The sequence below is a fragment of the Bacillus sp. ISL-46 genome (genome assembly GCF_018613205.1).
In genome coordinates this window covers 34508-52530 of sequence record NZ_JAGGQR010000017.1, presented here as the reverse complement: position 1 = coordinate 52530, position 18023 = coordinate 34508, and the positions used below count along the sequence as shown (strand labels likewise).

The 18023-nt window shown below is 38.1% G+C and carries 22 protein-coding genes and 1 riboswitch; of the genes, 12 read left to right on the top strand and 10 right to left on the bottom strand.

Going from position 1 to position 18023, the window contains the following annotated elements; all coding sequences use genetic code 11:
- Positions 1 to 3: 3 nt before the first annotated feature.
- The 4 genes from J7E67_RS11910 to J7E67_RS11895 all read right to left on the bottom strand — a co-directional run bounded on the left by J7E67_RS11910 (position 4) and on the right by J7E67_RS11895 (position 1321).
- Positions 4 to 180, bottom strand: a complete 177-nt coding sequence (locus J7E67_RS11910) for a spore gernimation protein GerPD (RefSeq protein WP_168242447.1) — start codon at positions 178 to 180, stop codon at positions 4 to 6.
- Positions 177 to 791 carry a spore germination protein GerPC gene (gene gerPC, locus J7E67_RS11905; protein ID WP_214732001.1) on the bottom strand — a complete coding sequence of 205 codons (615 nt, stop codon included), beginning with the start codon at positions 789 to 791 and terminating at the stop codon, positions 177 to 179. Before gerPC ends, J7E67_RS11910 begins: the two co-directional genes overlap by 4 nt.
- Before the next feature lie 62 nt (positions 792 to 853).
- Positions 854 to 1081 (bottom strand): spore germination protein GerPB, encoded by a 228-nt coding sequence (locus tag J7E67_RS11900; protein ID WP_214713215.1) that lies wholly within the window; start codon positions 1079 to 1081, stop codon positions 854 to 856.
- An 18-nt stretch (positions 1082 to 1099) separates the two neighbouring features.
- Positions 1100 to 1321 carry a spore germination protein gene (locus J7E67_RS11895; protein ID WP_214713214.1) on the bottom strand — a complete coding sequence of 74 codons (222 nt, stop codon included), beginning with the start codon at positions 1319 to 1321 and terminating at the stop codon, positions 1100 to 1102.
- Between the two features lie 261 nt (positions 1322 to 1582).
- Positions 1583 to 1669, top strand: a riboswitch (cyclic di-GMP riboswitch).
- A 133-nt stretch (positions 1670 to 1802) separates the two neighbouring features.
- Between J7E67_RS11895 and J7E67_RS11890 the strand changes: the two genes are divergently transcribed.
- From J7E67_RS11890 to J7E67_RS11865, 6 genes are all read left to right on the top strand, one after another.
- Positions 1803 to 3107 carry a TadA family conjugal transfer-associated ATPase gene (locus J7E67_RS11890; RefSeq protein WP_214713364.1) on the top strand — a complete coding sequence of 435 codons (1305 nt, stop codon included), beginning with the start codon at positions 1803 to 1805 and terminating at the stop codon, positions 3105 to 3107.
- Positions 3104 to 3394: a type II secretion system F family protein gene (locus tag J7E67_RS11885; RefSeq protein ID WP_251026717.1), complete on the top strand. Its 291-nt coding sequence runs from the start codon at positions 3104 to 3106 to the stop codon at positions 3392 to 3394. The genes J7E67_RS11890 and J7E67_RS11885 overlap by 4 nt, the downstream gene beginning before the upstream one ends.
- Positions 3395 to 3507: 113 nt before the next feature.
- The gene (locus J7E67_RS11880) at positions 3508 to 4416 is read left to right on the top strand and encodes a fumarylacetoacetate hydrolase family protein (protein ID WP_214731999.1); all 909 of its coding nucleotides are present in this window, start codon (positions 3508 to 3510) and stop codon (positions 4414 to 4416) included.
- 140 nt (positions 4417 to 4556) lie between these two features.
- On the top strand, positions 4557 to 4916 hold the full coding sequence (locus J7E67_RS11875) for a YisL family protein (RefSeq protein ID WP_214713212.1): 360 nt from the start codon (positions 4557 to 4559) through the stop codon (positions 4914 to 4916).
- 129 nt (positions 4917 to 5045) lie between these two features.
- Entirely contained in the window at positions 5046 to 5318 is a 273-nt protein-coding gene (locus J7E67_RS11870) for a ubiquitin-like small modifier protein 1 (protein WP_214713211.1), read from the top strand.
- A gap of 1 nt (position 5319) precedes the next feature.
- Positions 5320 to 5592, top strand: coding sequence for a MoaD-like domain-containing protein (locus tag J7E67_RS11865; RefSeq protein WP_214713210.1), 273 nt, complete (start codon positions 5320 to 5322; stop codon positions 5590 to 5592).
- 83 nt (positions 5593 to 5675) lie between these two features.
- Here the strand turns inward: J7E67_RS11865 and J7E67_RS11860 are convergent, their stop codons facing one another.
- A complete protein-coding gene (locus tag J7E67_RS11860) occupies positions 5676 to 7508 on the bottom strand; it encodes an aldehyde ferredoxin oxidoreductase family protein (protein WP_214713209.1) in 1833 nt (610 codons plus the stop codon).
- 243 nt (positions 7509 to 7751) lie between these two features.
- Between J7E67_RS11860 and J7E67_RS11855 the strand changes: the two genes are divergently transcribed.
- On the top strand, positions 7752 to 8780 hold the full coding sequence (locus tag J7E67_RS11855; protein WP_214731997.1) for a ThiF family adenylyltransferase: 1029 nt from the start codon (positions 7752 to 7754) through the stop codon (positions 8778 to 8780).
- Between the two features lie 45 nt (positions 8781 to 8825).
- Here the strand turns inward: J7E67_RS11855 and J7E67_RS11850 are convergent, their stop codons facing one another.
- Positions 8826 to 9389: a DUF2777 domain-containing protein gene (locus J7E67_RS11850; protein ID WP_214713207.1), complete on the bottom strand. Its 564-nt coding sequence runs from the start codon at positions 9387 to 9389 to the stop codon at positions 8826 to 8828.
- A 222-nt stretch (positions 9390 to 9611) separates the two neighbouring features.
- Here J7E67_RS11850 and asnB point away from each other — a divergent pair, with 222 nt between their 5' ends.
- On the top strand, positions 9612 to 11459 hold the full coding sequence (asnB, locus tag J7E67_RS11845) for an asparagine synthase (glutamine-hydrolyzing) (protein ID WP_214713206.1): 1848 nt from the start codon (positions 9612 to 9614) through the stop codon (positions 11457 to 11459).
- Between the two features lie 115 nt (positions 11460 to 11574).
- Positions 11575 to 13086: an alpha-amylase family glycosyl hydrolase gene (locus J7E67_RS11840; RefSeq protein ID WP_214713205.1), complete on the top strand. Its 1512-nt coding sequence runs from the start codon at positions 11575 to 11577 to the stop codon at positions 13084 to 13086.
- 27 nt (positions 13087 to 13113) lie between these two features.
- Here the strand turns inward: J7E67_RS11840 and J7E67_RS11835 are convergent, their stop codons facing one another.
- Positions 13114 to 13986, bottom strand: a complete 873-nt coding sequence (locus J7E67_RS11835; RefSeq protein ID WP_214713204.1) for an SDR family oxidoreductase — start codon at positions 13984 to 13986, stop codon at positions 13114 to 13116.
- A gap of 114 nt (positions 13987 to 14100) precedes the next feature.
- Positions 14101 to 14598: a YajQ family cyclic di-GMP-binding protein gene (locus J7E67_RS11830; RefSeq protein ID WP_088086042.1), complete on the bottom strand. Its 498-nt coding sequence runs from the start codon at positions 14596 to 14598 to the stop codon at positions 14101 to 14103.
- A 136-nt stretch (positions 14599 to 14734) separates the two neighbouring features.
- On the opposite strand from J7E67_RS11830, the gene J7E67_RS11825 reads away from it, so the two are divergent.
- Both J7E67_RS11825 and J7E67_RS11820 read left to right on the top strand, forming a co-directional pair.
- Entirely contained in the window at positions 14735 to 15598 is an 864-nt protein-coding gene (locus tag J7E67_RS11825) for a CvfB family protein (protein WP_214713203.1), read from the top strand.
- A gap of 67 nt (positions 15599 to 15665) precedes the next feature.
- Positions 15666 to 15797 carry a DUF3941 domain-containing protein gene (locus J7E67_RS11820; RefSeq protein ID WP_024028473.1) on the top strand — a complete coding sequence of 44 codons (132 nt, stop codon included), beginning with the start codon at positions 15666 to 15668 and terminating at the stop codon, positions 15795 to 15797.
- A gap of 46 nt (positions 15798 to 15843) precedes the next feature.
- On the opposite strand, the gene J7E67_RS11815 is transcribed toward J7E67_RS11820, so the two are convergent.
- A complete protein-coding gene (locus J7E67_RS11815) occupies positions 15844 to 16704 on the bottom strand; it encodes a DegV family protein (RefSeq protein ID WP_214713202.1) in 861 nt (286 codons plus the stop codon).
- Positions 16705 to 16828: 124 nt separating this feature from the next.
- Here J7E67_RS11815 and J7E67_RS11810 point away from each other — a divergent pair, with 124 nt between their 5' ends.
- The gene (locus tag J7E67_RS11810; protein WP_214713201.1) at positions 16829 to 17671 is read left to right on the top strand and encodes a YitT family protein; all 843 of its coding nucleotides are present in this window, start codon (positions 16829 to 16831) and stop codon (positions 17669 to 17671) included.
- Between the two features lie 166 nt (positions 17672 to 17837).
- Here the strand turns inward: J7E67_RS11810 and J7E67_RS11805 are convergent, their stop codons facing one another.
- Positions 17838 to 18023, bottom strand: a complete 186-nt coding sequence (locus J7E67_RS11805; protein WP_088086046.1) for a DUF3813 domain-containing protein — start codon at positions 18021 to 18023, stop codon at positions 17838 to 17840.

Below are 18023 nucleotides of genomic sequence, written 5' to 3'. Positions count from 1 at the left end.
TGGTCACTCCGGTGATAGGGGAACAAACGGGCCTATGATTAACGATTCTGCAGGGGTATCAAAGGTTGAGGCCAATTGAATCGTTTCCGTATCTCCCACCATTACTAACGATGAGCTTGCTACCCCAGTGATTTTTATGTTTTGGACAAAGAGTTCTCGGTTATAAACCTCGAAGTTCATTCTGTTTTCATCCCTTTCATATTTTCAGGTAAATTGCTGAAAAAAACAAATACCCCATTTTGAATTTCCTTTTTTAATGCTTCTATAACTAAATCGTCCGAAGGCGCATTTTCAAAAGAGCGGCTGCCAGAGGAATGGGCGTTTATATGTTGTTCAATCCTGATAGGAAGCTGTTTAATGATGTCTTGTTTTATGAACGATAAATATTCATCATTCGGTTGAACGGTTAATTCCCTTTGGGCATTTTCAACTAATTGAGGTAAATCCGTTTCTAAATATCTGTAAATAGCTTCCTCGATTTTCATTGATCTTTGCATTTGATCCTTGGGTGATATTGGTGTGGTTAAGGATTGATTTTGTACTGCGAAGTCCTCGATTCCTGATAATTCGGATGGGTTTAGACCTATGTTTAATGTTCCTTCAAGCGTCTCAACTTTCAATTGATCAAATTTATATTCAATTTTATCAACATGGATGGCCTTTTTTTCATTTAATTGTTTGATATCTTCTTTCATTTTTTGGAGAGCGTTCTCTAAAGTTAGAATTCGCTGCTCCTGTGCTTGAATACACATCTGCAGCCATTGAAGATATTGGGAATAATCCTGATACATGTAATCACCTCACAATTATTTCGCCAATAAGTTTATCAATTTTTATATGATAGGGCGGCTTACTAATCCTGTTCTCTAACAGCAGCTTGTAATGGTACGGCTGGTGTCCCTAATAAAGTCCCTGAAGGTTGAATGGATTGCGGTGCGGGTTGTGAAAATCCACCGGTATTATATAAATGAGCTGTTGGTTTAATAATCCCAGCACTGCCTATTTGTAGGACGGAGGAATTGGTAATCCCGCCAATTTTAATAAAATTAATCTGAATGGACTGCTGGATATAGAAATTCATTTGAAAATCACCCATTCATTAAGCATTAAGTGCAATTCCTTGATCGTAAACATCTGAATCATTGGTATTTGTGGAACTAACATTATTATGGAGCTGTAAGCTATCCCCTGTGTTAAAGGAACCAGCACCGGAAAAGGTTTTTGCAGTAGAAAATGGCATAATTTTATAAACATCTCCAATATGGAAAACAGAACTGCTGCCAAGTGTAATGACCTGTGCAACTCCAACAATCGCTGGCATTTTCAACACCCTTTTTTCATAGTATCTTCTACATCCTATGTATGGGCAAAGGTAATGTGATTGATTCGCCCAAATAAATTGGAAACAGAGGTCATTTAAGTTTATTTACACTTTTATTTATTTGTTTTTAGGGGTATGAATGAAAAACAGTTCAATTAACCTATGATTTACCACGCAAAATGATAAAATAGTAGGATATCAGATAAGGGTAAAACGTTCTATTATGTGATTAAGAGATCAGTCGGAAAAATAAACACTGAGTCTCGATAAAGGCAAAGCTGATGAAAATCAGTGACGCAAAGCTACAGGGGCTAAGGTGCATTTGCACTAAGCCAGCCAGTTACCGAAAGATCAGGGTGTTTCATAATAGATATTCTATGTCTGCATAGGTTTTCTATGTATATATGGTTGTTCTATGAATTCTATCCCCCCCTTTGGTAAAGGTGGGGCTATTTCTATTTCACGGAGGTGAAAATTGTTGATGATACCTTTAATGGACGAGGAAAATGAAAAGGCGAAAAAAGCTAACAAACATCAGGAATTAAAGAATGTTCTTCATAAGAAAATTTTGCAAGAGTTAAAAGAGCAAGAAATTGAGGAAATCATTCCAAAGTTTGACGGAATGGCAGTCGAAATAATAAAAGAAGATGAAGAATTCCGTGGGCAAATTGATCGAAAAAAAGTAGATGATGAGCTAATCAACGACCTAACTGGTTTCGGACCAATTAATTCCCTTCTTTTAGATGAAGATGTTTCAGAGGTAATGGTGAATGGACCCAACCAAGTTTACTGTGAACGAAAAGGGAAGTTGGTGTTAACGCCAGTTCAATTCCGAGACAATGAACATGTCATGAGTGTAATAGACAAAATAGTTGCCCCACTGGGACGGAGAATAGATGAAAGTTCTCCAATGGTAGATGCCAGGCTTCCGGATGGATCGCGTGTTAATGCTATCATTCCCCCCTTGGCATTAAATGGACCAACTATAACAATCAGGAAATTTCCAAAGGATCCCTACCAGATTGAAGATTTGATTAACTTTGGAACAGTCACAGAAGAAATGGCTATCTTTCTAGATGCTTGTGTGAAAGCACGGTTAAATATGTTTGTCAGCGGAGGAACAGGATCTGGCAAAACAACCACACTCAATGTTTTGTCAAATTTTATCCCAGATGATGAAAAAATCGTAACTATTGAGGATGCAGCCGAGATTCAATTGGGACAAGAGCATGTGATATCCCTAGAGTCACGTCCGCCCAATATAAAAGGTAAAGGAGCCATCTCCATTAGAGATCTTGTCAGGAACTCACTACGGATGAGACCAGACCGCGTTATTATCGGGGAAGTACGTGGAGGAGAAGCGCTTGATATGCTGCAGGCAATGAATACGGGACATGATGGTTCATTGGCTACAGGGCACTCAAACAGTCCAAGAGATATGATTGCTCGGTTGGAAACAATGGTTCTTATAGCTGGTGTAGATTTGCCGATAAAAGCACTACGTGAGCAAATTGCTGGGGCGATTGATGTGATTATACAGCAAACACGTTTGAAGGACGGAACAAGGAAAATTGTCAATATAACTGAGGTACAAGGAATGGAAGGAGAAATTATCGTTCTCCAAGATATCTTCTCTTTTAAACAAGAAGGACTTAACGCAGAAGGAAAAATCATTGGAAGGCTTGTACCTACCGGTGTCCACCCTAAGTTTTATGATCGTCTGGAGGCATCAGGGATTCACATTCCGTCGTCCGTGTTTATAGAAAATGAGGAGTGGCGGCAATGATTGGACTGCTCCTGATTTTTTTCAGAGATAGGCTTGATGTAGATATTGTTAGAGCGTTTATCAGTAATGTTTTACAAGCTGAAAAATTAGGAATCGGCATGGTTCGAGTGCTCCGAGTTCAATCCAATGAAGTCAGAGAACAGAGAAAGCAACGGGCGGAAGAGACGGCTATGAAAGCACCAATCAAAATGCTCTTTCCGTTAGTTCTTTTCATATTTCCAAGTTTATTTATCGTTTTGTTAGGACCGGCAATCATCCAATTTATCGATGCTTTTAAAAATAGTTAAGGGCTGATTCCCTTTTAATTAGGGATCGGCCTTTTTTGATTCTTTATATTTGTTCGGTTCATCTGTTTCTTTTACTATATAAAGTGTAATTACTATAAATTGAGGTGAAAACGATGAAATTTGTAACAGTAGAACATAATCATGAAACATTTGTTGGTTTAGTAGACCCAGATGAATCAAAAGTAATTTTATTAAATCCTGCTGAAGAAGCAAGGATAGGTAAAAGAAGTTTCCCTTCTTCAATGCAGGAATGTATCGATTTAGGAGAAAGTTTTATCGAACAAGTCCAAGTTTTGTATGATTGGGTAATTAGTGGTACACATGCTGCGTCATTATACGTCCCCATGGAAGAGGCAACCTTGCTAGCTCCTATTCCAAGACCAAACAAGAATATTTTCTGTGTAGGAAAAAATTATGCAGAACATGCGATTGAAATGGGAAGTGAAGCAGATATCCCGGAACATGTAATGGTCTTTACGAAAGCCCCTACAACGGTTATTGGACCGAATGAAACAGTCCTAAACCATCAAGATGTAACAAATCAACTTGATTATGAAGGGGAGCTAGCTGTCATCATCGGTAAAAAGGGAAGGGCGATAAAAAAAGAAGAGGCCCTCGACTACATTTTTGGTTATACCATTCTGAATGATGTGACCGCACGAGACTTACAATCAAGACACAAGCAATTTTTTATTGGTAAAAGCTTAGACACTACCTGTCCGATGGGACCATGGATTATCCATAAAAGTGTGATTGAAAATCCAAACCATTTACATATAGAAACTAGAGTTAATGGGGAAGTGAGACAGAACTCAAATACAAAGAATTTTATTTTTCCAATTGAGGAGGTTATCTCCGTTCTTTCAGCCGGAATGACACTTGAACCAGGGGATATTATTGCGACCGGCACACCAGCTGGAGTGGGAAAAGGCTTAAAGCCTCCTAAATTTTTATCTCCTGGCGATCAGATGGAAGTCACCATTGAAAAAATCGGAACACTCAAAAATACCATTAAGCAATAGGCACTCTTTAAATACCTCAAAATTGTAGGGGAACATATCCATTTTTGTTACTAGATTGACTTACTTTTTTCGTTTTTATCAAAGTTTTATGGTATGATAAGGTCGAAATAAATGAATTTCATTCATTAGGAGGTACTATATTGATTCACGGTCATATCACTGCATGGGTTTTAGCATTAATTTTATTTTTCATTGCTCTTTCCTTACATAAAAGTGGAAAAGCAAAAGGATTTAAAATTCTACAAATGATCTTACGAGTACTATACTTAGTTATAATAGCAACAGGTGCAGGACTTTTGTTTTCGGTTTACAGAATTGATGTTTGGTATATATTAAAAGCGGTTGTAGGTATATGGATAATCGGATTATTTGAAATGATCCTTGGCCGTGTGGCTAATAATAGAAGAACTTCTGTATTCTGGATTCAGTTTATCATTGCATGGGTGCTTGTATTATACCTAGGCTTTGCAAAATTACCAATGTCATTTTTACACCCATAAAACCTAATGTAACTAGTAAAGGCTGCCGAGCATATCGGCAGCCTTTTTAAATTTGCGAAAATGATAAACAACGTGACAACTGCTTAGTTTGGTTTTAATATTGAAATAAGTAGAGAGGAGAGGATCCATATGCTCGTAAAAGTGTTTGCTAATCTCCGGCAAATATGTGGTGGGGTAACGGTAGACGTTCAGCCGGATGGTGAACGGGTGATAGATGTTCTTGATAAAATGATTGAAATGTTTCCTGCATTAAACAATGAAATCTTTACTATTGAAAAGGAACTGCTTCCGTTTGTTCATGTCTATGTAAACGGGAGAAATATCATCCACCTTGATGACCTTCAGACTAAGGTAGAAGAAAAGGATCAATTTGCTCTTTTTCCGCCTGTTGCAGGGGGCTGATATGGTCATTAGAGATTTGGAGTTTCGTGGTATTAGTATTGAACATCTTGGCATGTATTTTGAAGAACTTGGTGCTTTACAGAGGACAGATAGGTTCCCTTATGTCTATGAAGCGGATAACTGGAAGGGTCAAATACTCTCCGAAGAGGAAATTTCATTTACTTCAAGTTTTAAGGTGAATACCGTCCAAGTGCGTTTTTGTGCAAATGACGATCATGCTTTAGATGTGTTAATCAAAAATTACCGCTATAAAACAACAAGAATTGGCGGTTAATTAAGTATAGCGTTAGCGCTGTCAAAACTTACGTATTAAAAAAAAGCTTCTGCATTTGTGCAGAAGCTTTCTTAATTAATGTCTTAGACAGGTTGTTTTACTTCAGGATCGATAATTCCTAATTCACGAAGCTTTTCATCTGTTACCAGGCCGTCTTTCCAGCCGCGAACTTGATAATATTCTTCTAGCATGATATCCATCCGGCTTACATGGCCCGCACTGTTCCCGGACGCCGGTTCTTCAGTAAAACGTTTTGGAAGGAAGTCATCTTCACGTTTATTAAAGCCTGCAAGGTTATTGTAATAACGTTCAAGATTATAGATTCTTTCCCCAGCCTTCATAACATCCTCAGCTGATAGTTGAACTCCAGTCATTGCACTGTATTGCTCCGCATAATGCTCTGCGTTTTCTGAGAAGGATGAGAACTTACAAATATTCATAGAATCTGAGAATGCTAGCATATCTTGGAATACTTTTAGTAATTCGCCTTTTCCTTCTGGCTTTAATCGGTCAGTTGGTTCAGGAATACCAGCAATTTCACTGGCTACAGTGTACCCACGAAGGTGACATGCACCGCGGTTACTTGTAGCATAACCAAGTCCAATACCTTGAATGCCGCGAGGATCATAGGCAGGGATGGATTGGCCTTTAACAGACATTGATAATTCAGGTGCACCCCAAAGTGCAGTTGCACGTGCAGGCCCTTCAGCAAGTACGCCGCCAAATCCTTCACGGAAGGCGATTTTTTTGGTTAATTCAATCATTGAATCGGCGTCGCCCCAGATTAGTTCCTCGGTAATAATCCCTTTTTCAAAAGCTTCCATTGTAACGGAGAAACAATGTCCAAGTTCAATTGTATCAAGCCCATATTCATTACAGCGGTCGATCATAAATGAAATCGCTTCTGCATCACTTAATAAACAGTTGGAGCCAAGTGACCAAGCGGATTCGAATTCAATGCTCTCTACTCGTGTTTTATACTTCCCATCTTTTACTTCTACTTCAATTTTACAACCAACTGGGCAGGCATGGCAGGTCTTGTTAGCAACACGTAAATTAGTGTTGTAATATTCACCACTGTGTTTCTCTGCTTCATCCCAGTGTGTTAATTGGGAGTTCTTTGTTGGAAGCGCTCCCACTTCATTGATCAAGTTGGTTAATACATTTGTTCCATATACGGATAATCCGCCTTTATTAGGTGCCGTTAAGCCGCCATCAAGGATCGCCTTTACAGCTTTTTTATTGGCATCTTTGTAATCGGTATCTAATTTTGGTTGTGGCATATTGCCTTTTTGAGCAGCTTTGATAACAATTGCTTTTAATTTTTTATAGCCCGCAACAGCAGCTGTCCCACCACGGCCTGCAGCACGGTCATGCTCATTAATAAATGCAGCAAAGCGGACGGTGTTTTCACCTGCTTGACCAATCGTCATAACACTTATGTCCTCTTCACCGTGTTCGTCTTTCATTGCTTGAATAAAGGCTCGTGTGCTAGTTCCCCAAAGGTTTGAAGCGTCACGGAGCTCTGCTTTACCATCTTCAATAAATAGGTATACAGGCTTGTCACTTTTTCCTGAAAAAATAATATTATCCACACCTGCCCATTTGAGCCGCGCTGCAGTCCACCCGCCGATGTGTGAATCCGTTACCGTACCAGTCAGCGGAGATTTAGTAACAACACAAAGCCGTCCGCTCATCGAAGAACGTGAGCCTGTGACAGGGCCTGTCATAATACAAATGATGTTTTCTGCAGATAATGGCTCGACTTCAGGGCCGTTATCTAAAACATACTTAACCCCTAGGCCACGACCACCTATGTACTTAACTGCATCATCTTCGTTGATTCCTCTGTAATCAACCACACCATTTGTTAAGTCGACTAATACTTCTTTGTTTTTAAAACCGCCTAGATTCAAAGTTTTTCCCCCTCTTTCCCATATTAAAAAAATATATACTAATCTCTTATAATATTAGATATTGTTATAAGAGATTCCTACCAAATTATACTAAAACCCAATATTTATTATATCTCTTTTTCAATATTTTTAAAATTAAATTATTTATAACAGACAATCAAAAATAATTTGGTAAGATAATAGTAATATAACTTTTTCTTTTGCGGTTCATGATTACAGTTTAACTTAGGAAAGAGGTGGATCATGAGTGATTTAGAACGCTATTCAAGACAGATTCTTTTTCAACAGATTGGGGAGTCAGGACAAATAAAATTGCAAAATAGCAAAGTGGCAATTGTTGGAGTTGGTGCACTTGGCACGGTAATCGCGAACCATCTGGTTCGTTCTGGAGTTGGCTATATAAGGTTAATTGATAGGGATTTGGTTGAACTATCAAATTTGCAGCGGCAGACACTTTTTGATGAAGAGGATGCAAAATTACAGCTCCCAAAGGTAATTGCTGCAAAAAAAAGATTAAATCGAATTAATTCTACTGTTACAGTCGATGCAGTAATCGCTGATTTAAACCTAGATAATGCGGAAGAATTATTAACGGAATTTAATTGTATCGTTGATGGCTCTGATAATTTTATGACACGATTCTTAATCAATGATGTGGCCGTAAAGTACGGAATTCCTTGGGTTCATGGTGCTGCTGTTAGTTCAAGAGGCATGTTTGCCTCGATCAAACCCGGAATTACCCCCTGCTACCGCTGTCTCTTTCCACATGTCCCAACTGGGACGGGGGAAACCTGCGATACAGTTGGCGTATTGTCACCATTGACGGATATTATCGGTTCCTTTCAAGTCATGGAAACAATGAAAATATTAATTGATGAAAAGACTACACCTAATCTAGAACAAATTGATATATGGGATTATACCACCATGCAAATGGATATTTCAGAAGGGAGAAATTCTAATTGTCCGACATGTGTGAATCATCAATTTGATTTTTTAGATCGATCCTCGGAACTCCAGGTGGCCTATACGACACTTTGTGGGCGTAATACAGTCCAAATCAATCCTAGAAATAAACGAGACTTAGATGTAAAAAAGTTGGCTGCGAATCTCAAGAAAAGTGGTAAAGTATCAGGAAATGACTACTTAATCCGTTTTACTCCTGATGAAGATATTTCTATTGTCGTATTTAAAGATGCACGTGTATTGATTCATGGTACAAATGATTTGGTCCAAGCAAAATTGCTTTATTCAAAATACATCGGGAACTAAATTGGTACCAAAAAAAAAGGCGTGGGAGCTGCCCCAGCCTTTTTCTTATGATATCATTTTTTCGATCACTAATCGTTTTCCGGTATTTAATGTAAATTCAAATCGATCATTAACTTTTTCATAGTAACAAAAGTGGTGCTGGACATTACAAATTTGCTCCTGATTATCGAAAACCAAAAAATTAACTCCATCCTTTCGATTTTCGTCCGATAAGAAGGATAAATGGTTGTAACAATAGATGCAATCGTAAATAGAAAAGTTTAAGGAGTTTAAAGTGGTCACAAATTGAAAAAAAGCATCATCATTGATTCCATCTAAAAGCCGCTCAAGTGAATAAATTAAATGTTTCCTAATTCTTACTAAATCATGGTTACGAAGCATCGTTGCTTCGTTTCCAATTCGGACCTTTCCTGTTTCATACAATTTACCTTTCTTCCAACGATTCATTCGGAAGACTTCTATTTCCTGCTGAAGGTAATCATCTAACATTTCGGCTTCTTCTGTTTCCTCATCAAAAAAAATCCATTGTTCATTAATTTGTTCAACAGTTCCTTCTGTGTATGCTCTTTCCTGAAAATCGTAAAGTCTCATTCGTTGTTGTCGATTCATTATTAACCTCCGTGCCCAGATGCTATCATATTCTTTTTAGACATCTTCATGAAATTTTATAACTGAAAGATAAAGTATTATCTTTTAAATCATATGAATTGTTGGCTTACTCCATCGACCTCCGCTTTTCTATTCGGACAATTAACCATTTCCCATGGGCTGAATACTATAAAAACATGAATTCATGTACAGTAGTTCTGTTAATGAGGAGTGTGATAGGAAATGTGTGGTATTACAGGCTGGATTAATTTTGATAAATCACTTAAGAACGAGGCGGGTACACTTACCAAAATGACCAATACACTGGCAAAAAGAGGACCTGATGAGACCAACATCTGGTCTGAGACACATGTCGCTTTTGGCCATAAGAGACTTATTGTTGTCGACCCTGAAGGGGGAAGGCAGCCAATGTCCAAACAAAAAGACGGCTTCGATTACACCATTTGCTACAATGGGGAATTATATAATACAGAAGATATCCGCAAAGTTCTCCATACTAAAGGATATTCATTTAAAGGTCATTCTGATACAGAAGTTCTATTATCTGCCTATATAGAATGGGCGGAAGAGTGTGTAAATTACTTAAATGGGATTTATGCATTTGCCATTTGGGATAATAAGAAGGAACAGCTCTTTATTGGTCGTGACCGCTTAGGGGTTAAACCATTATTTTTCAGAGAACACAAGAAGGGGCTTATATTTGCTTCTGAAACCAAGGCTATTTTAGCCCATCCAGAAGTGAAAACAGAGATTGATCAAGAGGGGCTTGCTGAGATCTTTGGAATCGGCCCTTCCAGGTCACCGGGTTCTGGTGTTTTTAAAGGGATTAAAGAACTAAGACCAGCCCATGCATTAACATTTTCAAAAAATGGTTTAAAAATTTGGAGATATTGGAATGTAAAAAGTGGTGAACACAAGGATAATGTGGAAGAAACAGCAGAAAAGGTCCGTTATTTAGTCACCGATGCGGTAACAAGGCAGCTTGTTTCCGATGTTCCTCTAAGTACCTTTTTATCTGGCGGACTAGATTCTAGCATCATCACGGCCATTGCCGCAAAAGGATTCAAGGACCAAAATAAGGGGCAGTTACACACTTATTCAATCGATTATGAAGGTAATGACAAATTCTTTTCTTCAAATGAATTCCAGCCGGATGCTGATGGGAAATTTATTCAAATGATAACGGATAAATTTAATACAAAGCACCATAACAAAATTATTACTCAAAGGCAATTGGTCAATGATTTGGTGGAAGCTACACATGTTAGAGATCTTCCAGGGATGGCAGATGTGGATTCATCGTTACTGTGGTTTTGTAAGGAAATTAAACAGGATTTTGTTGTCAGCCTTTCAGGGGAATGTGCTGATGAAATTTTCGGAGGGTATCCTTGGTTCCATCGAAAACAAGACTTAGAACGTCCAGGATTTCCGTGGATGAGATCTGTATCAGAAAGACAAGGTTTGTTGAAATCGCATTGGCAGGAAAAATTAAAATTAAATGACTATGTCATGGAAAAGTATTATCAAGCGGTTGCCGAAACCCCGAGGCTAGAGGGTGAAAGCGGGGAAGATTCTAAACGCAGAGAATTATTTTATATTAATATGATTAATTTTATGACAACATTACTTGATCGGAAAGACCGAATGAGCATGGGCGCAAGCCTGGAAGTCAGAGTTCCCTTTGCTGATCACCGTCTTGTCGAATATGTATGGAATATCCCATGGGATATGAAAATGTATCGAGGCAGGGAAAAAGGGATTCTTAGAAAAGCCTTTGAAGGTATATTACCAGAGGAAGTATTGTACCGGAAAAAAAGCCCTTATCCAAAAACACATAATCCTGCCTATACCATTGCCGTTCAAAAACTGGTGGAAAATATATTACAAGATAAATCCTCAGCATTGCATGAATTTTTTAATAAAGAACAGCTTGAGAGTATCGTCAAGTCTGGTGGAAATTCATTTCAAGAACCTTGGTTTGGGCAATTGATGACAGGACCACAGTTATTGGCATATCTTGTGCAGCTCCATACATGGTTTAAGGATTACAATATTAACATAGTAAATTAAAAATGAATTTCCGATAAAACGAAGAATTAAAATTTGGAATAAGGACTTGATTAGATTAAAATGGTGTAGGGAAGAGGATATCCTCTTCTTTTTTTTTAGAGGAGGATATAACTTTATGAAAAAAATTACTTTTATTTTAATGCTATTATTACTAAATTCATCATTTCCTGCAAATGCTGCTGTTGAAAAGGGTGAACGTTTGTGGCAGGATGAATCCGTTTATTCTATCATGGTAGATCGTTTTAACGACGGGGATAGAAAAAATGACATCGATGTTAATGCCAAAGACCCATTAGCATATAACGGCGGTGATATCCAAGGTATTATTGATAAATTGGATTACATCCATGATATGGGATTTACTTCGATTCGACTAACTCCGATAGTTGACAATGCAAAGAATGGCTACCATGGTTCTTGGGTGAATGATTTTTACAAAGTAGACGAGCATTTTGGCACAATTAAGACTTTCCAAACGCTTGTAAAAGAAGCGCATAAGCGAAAGATGAAGGTTATCATGGATTTTGTGACGAATAATGTAGCTGCGGACCATCCATGGTTAAGTGATACTAATAAGCAGGACTGGTTTCATGAAAAAAAGGATACCCTTGCTGGAAATGAAAATCAGAAGGAGCTTGAAATGGGCTGGTCGGAGGGCTTGCCTGACCTTAATCAGGACAACCCTGAAGTAAAAAAATACTTAATTAATGCAGCAAAATGGTGGATTAATAAAACAGATATTGATGGGCTTAGTCTACCAGAAGTAAATTATGTTCCAGTAAGCTTTTGGACAGATTTTTCAACTGAAGTTAAGAAAGAAAACAAGGATTTCTTTCTGTTGGGAGTCATGTCGAAAAATACTTCAACTAATCTGAAAGAGTATGAAAGTGCCGGAATAGATAGTGTAGTTGATTACTCGTATAGCGAAAAGTTAAGAAAAACGTTTGCAGGTACGGATCAATCTTTCAGCACACTTTATTCGGGTGCTGATAATGGTCTGAACTCCTTATTAAGGGCAAATTTTATGGATAATGAATATACGTCAAGATTTACGAGTGACATTGTGGCAAAGAAACAATTCCCTGGCTCACGCTGGAAAACAGCATTGGTTTATCTTTACACGACCCCTGGAATCCCCTTCTTTTATTATGGAAGTGAAATTGCTTTAAATGGGGGAGAAATCCCGGATAACCGTGGGCAAATGAGCTTTCGAGCGGAAAAGGACCTGATTGATTATATTACCAAGGTGAGTGAATTAAGAAATCAGCTTCCATCGCTAACAAGAGGGACAATGGAAATGCTCTATGATCAAAAGGGAATGGCAGTTTATAAACGAGTTTATAAAGGTGAAACGTCAATAATTGCAATCAATAATTCGAGTAAATCCCAAAGTGTTACGTTAACAAATAGTCAAATTGAAGGTGGAAAAGAGCTGCGGGGCCTGTTGGCAGGAGATAAAGTTAAAAGTGAAGATAATAAATACATGATCATCCTTGATCGGGATAATTCAGAGGTATATGTTTTAGCTGAGAAAAGTGGCATCAAATTCTCATTAATTGCTAGCGTAGCCGTTGTATACCTGTTGTGTTTCTTATTTCTTTATAAAATAAGGAAACGAAAAAGATAAAATGTCGGGGAAATCCCCGACATTTTTTTAACTATTGATAATTTCTCCGCCATTTACATGAATCATTTGCCCACTAACATAGGAGGAGTCATCTGAAGCCAGGAAAACATAGCTTGCGGCCAATTCAAATGGTTGTCCTGCTCTCCCCATTGGGGTAGTTGATCCGAAAGTTGCAACCTGGTCTGCAGGGAAAGTCGATGGAATGAGTGGTGTCCAAATGGGACCTGGAGCCACACCATTAACACGAATCCCTTGAGGTGCAAGAGACATCGCTAAAGAGCGGGTAAAGGAAACAACCGCACCTTTTGTAGCTGAATAGTCCAATAATTGTTCATTCCCCTTGTAAGCAGTAATCGAGGCAGTATTAATGATGGATGCCCCTTGTTTTAAAAAAGGCAGAACCATTTTAGTCATATAAAAAAAGGAGAAAATATTCGTTCGGAACGTTTTTTCCAATTGATCCGAAGTAATAGACAATAAGCTTTTTTGCGGATGTTGTTCCGCTGCATTGTTGACGAGTATATCTAATCGGCCAAACTCAGAATGAATCTTATTGACAGTCTCCTTACAAAAATCTTCATTGCCAATGTCACCCGAATAAAGAAGACATCTTCGACCCTCGGCTTCAATCATTTGTTTAGTTTCTTCTGCATCTTGATGCTCTTCTAAATAGACAATAGCAATATCTGCCCCTTCTTTGGCAAAATAAATAGCAACTGATTTTCCTATACCACTGTCGCCACCGGTAATAATCGCTGTTTTACCTGCTAATTTTCCTCCAGGCTTATAATTAGGATCAACTGAAATAGGCCGAGGATCCATTTCACTTTCTATGCCAGGTTGATGGTTCTGATGCTGAGGTGGAAAGATATTCTTTTGTTTATTTTGATTGTTGCTCATTTACTAAAACCTCCAAGTGTTTACTCACAATTAGTTTTAGTTAAATGGGTTAAATTATGAAAAATATAGATAATAAAAAGCGAAAGGATTTTAAATCCTTCCGCCGTTTTGTTCTTAACGATAATTAATAAACTGGACATCTACAGTTAGGTCAGCCTCGCGCACGAGGGAGATTATTTTTTGTAAATCATCGCGGTTTTTACCGCTAACACGAACTTGGTCGTCCTGTACCTGACTTTTTACCTTGACGCCACTATTTTTAATAATTGTATTGATTTTTTTGGCATTTTCTTTATCAATACCTTGAACAAGCTTGGCTCTTTGGCGAACAGTTCCGCCTGATGCTTTTTCGACTTTCCCATAGTCAAGATTTCTAACGGGAACGCTTCGTTTCATCAATTTGCTAAATAAAACATCTTTAAGCTGGTCCATTTTATATTCATCATCTGAAATAAGAACAAGCTCTTCTTTTTCTTTATCAAGTGAGACTTCACTTTTACTGCCTTTAAAATCATAGCGAGTGCCAATTTCCTTCATGGTTTGGGCAATCGCATTTGAAACTTCAGATAAGTCTACTTGAGATACAATATCAAATGAGCTATCTTTTGACATAACAAAACCTCCATTTTATAACAAAATGTGAAACTCAGCCTGCTAAAGTTTCCCTTTATGGGTACATTATAGTAAAATATAGCAGTTGTAACAACCGCTTAGGAAAATTCTCCGAAAAAGAAAGAAGGAGTTATATATGTCTTTAAATGAACTTATTGGTCAAACAACCACATTAACAGTCGCCCGTAAAGCATCCTTTGGCTATTTTTTAACAGACGGTAATGAAGATGTTTTGCTGCATATAAATCAAGCCAATCAAGAATTAGAAGAAGAAGATCAGGTTGAAGTGTTTCTTTATGTTGATTCAGAAGGTCGAATCTCTGCATCAACCATTATTCCTGAGGTTGCGATTGGACGATATGCTTGGGTTAAAGTAACGGACATAAATCCAAGAATTGGCGTCTTTATCAATATAGGACTTCCAAAGGATATTTTGTTAGGAATCGATGATTTGCCTGTGCATAAGTCAGTATGGCCAATGCCAGGAGATTTAGTATACATAACTTTAAAGCTAAGCAGCAATTACCTTCTTTACGCGAAGCTTGCCAGTGACCAAGTAATTGAATCTATTTCCGTAAAAGCAACAAGAGAAAATTTTAATAAAAATGTGCAGGGACATATTTATCGTACAGCTAAAGTAGGCAGCTGGATCTTTACAATAGAAGGGTTCAAAGGTTTCATTCATGAATCACAAAGACCAGAAGAGCCCCGTATAGGTGAAAAGGTTGAGGGAAGGATTATTGACGTTAAGGAAGACGGAACAATTAATGTTTCATTACTAGCAAGGAAAGAGGAATCGCAGGATCTAGATGCGGAACGGATATATGAATATCTAATGAGCAGAAATGGAGCCATGCCCTATAACGATAAAAGCATGCCTGAAGATATTAAAGATCGCTTTGATTTGAGCAAAGGTGCCTTCAAGCGGGCCCTTGGAAAGCTTATGAAAGAGGGCAGGGTATACCAAGAGGGCAACTGGACATATGTAAAGAAAGATTAATGTGTTTTTACATACTCTTTTCAAATTGACAGAAACTAAAATGAATCTATTTGAAAGGGGTAAGGATATGCCACACACATCAGACAACGATAAAAAAGCAAAAGACAACAATGCCCTTCGCCATGAAAAGAATATGATGCGCGAAAAAAATCGTCAAGCTGGAAAAAATCAATACTCCAAGCAGACAGACCATAAATAGAGTAATGGAAATGAGTGAGGTGCGCACCTCACTCATTTTTTTATTATTAAGAAGGCATTTGATTTAAGAAGAAAATGGCGATTGTTCCTGCACCTGTATGTGACCCAACGGCAGAACCAATGGAAGAAATGAATACCTCTTTCGGATGGAATTCTTCTTCAATCAGTGCTTTCATTTCTAATGTGGTTTCTTCACAATCAGCTTGGCTAATCCCAATCACTTGGTCTTCCATATTTGCCCCGCGTTCCTTCATGATTTCGATGATACGGCGCATTACTTTTTTCTTCCCACGTATTTTTTCAATTGGAACAAGTTTTCCGGCTTCTACATTTAAGATGGGCTTAATGTTCAATAATCCACCGAGGAAGGCAGATGCTTTTGATACTCGGCCACCCTTTGCTAAATAATCTAAATCTTCAACAGTAAAAAGATGTTCCATGTGTTGGCTTCTAAAAACAACTTCTTCTAAGATTGTTTCTTTACCGACACCTTTCATGGCGAGTGATGCTGCTTCTTTAACTACAAGACCAGATCCAAGCGATGCACATTTTGTATCGACAATTGTTAATTTAAAATTTGGATATTTTTCCTTCACTTGGTCAAGAATCATAACAGCGGTTGAATATGTACCAGATAATTCTGAAGAAAAAGCTATGTATATCCCATCTTCATCTTTTTCTGCCATTTCGGTAAATACTTCCTCAAACAGAAGTGGGGAGACTTGAGATGTTTTTGGAACAACACCATTACGGATTGCCTCATAGACGGTGTTTGGATCAATTGATTTTACATCTTCAAATTCTTTGCCATTAATCTCGACTTTTAAAGGAAATAAAGTAACATGATTCTCTTCATAAAAACTTTTTGGTAAATCGCATGCGCTATCAGCTAGTATTCTTACCTGCATGAAGCTCACCTGCTTTCAGGCTAATTTATAGTTTCAGTTTATCGGTTTCACCATAAAAATACAATTAGCAATCACCACAAAAGTATTAATGGATTGACAATCACATATAAAGGGGGAAATTGAAATGATATGGCTCCAGGCGCAAAAAATGGTAGTGGTGGCAGCGGGTTCATTGTTAGTTGCGTTAGCGATGAATTTATTTTTAATACCGGCAAATATTTATTCAAGTGGATTTACTGGAATAGCACAACTACTTTCAAAGGTGTTAAGTGACTATACTCCTATCCATGTTTCACTAGGGTTATTATTATTATTGCTGAATATTCCTGTGGCCATTTTAGGCTGGAAAAAGGTAGGGAAATCCTTTACCGTCTATAGCTTTATAAGTGTTGCCCTGTCCTCGTTGTTTTTAATACTAATTCCTATTAAACAAGTTTCGAATGATATCCTTCTAAATGCTGTTTTTGGTGGTGTCATCCAAGCTGTTGGCGTCGGGATTACGTTAAAATGGGGGGCTTCAACAGGCGGAGTGGATATCATTGCAATGGTTTTATCGAGAATGAAAGACAAGCCGATCGGACCCTATATGTTGGTTATAAATGGGGTGATTATTATAACAGCTGGATTTTTGTATGGCTGGGAGAAAGCCCTTTATACACTTGTCACTTTATATACTTCGACAAGAGTGATTGACGCCATTCATACTAGACATGCAAAACTCACTGCAATAATTATTACCAAAAAGGCTGATGTAATGAAAAAAGCAATACAAGAAAAACTTGTAAGAGGAATCACGATTCTACCAGCAAAAGGTGCGTTCTCAAACGAAGCAAGAGAAATGTTGATGGTTGTTATTACCCGCTATGAGCTCTTTGATTTGGAAAGGATCCTTAAGGAAGTGGATCCCAATGCCTTTACAAATATTATTCAAACAACCAATATCTATGGATTTTTTCGTAAGGAATAAAAAGAAAAGCGGAAGCGCCTTGTTCAGGGGCGACAGGCATAAGAAGCCGGCTTGAAGGTTACTTTTTAACCTTCAGGACGGATTGGCTTATGACCCCGAGCCCCTAGGCGCTGTAGCTAGACAAAAAGAAAAGCGGAAGCGCCCGTAGGTGCCTCCGCTTTTCTTTTTAAGTCATCTGTTCAAGCTCTTGTTGCATTTGTTGGAGCTGTGCTTGCTCTGCTACAGTCGAATTTGCATAAGCAGAACTTAATGCATTTTTAGCTTTCGCGACAGCAGAATCAAGATCAGCTGGGTCGGCAGACTTCGCCATCTCAACAAATCTTCGTGCTTCTTGGAACAATTGGTTTCCCAT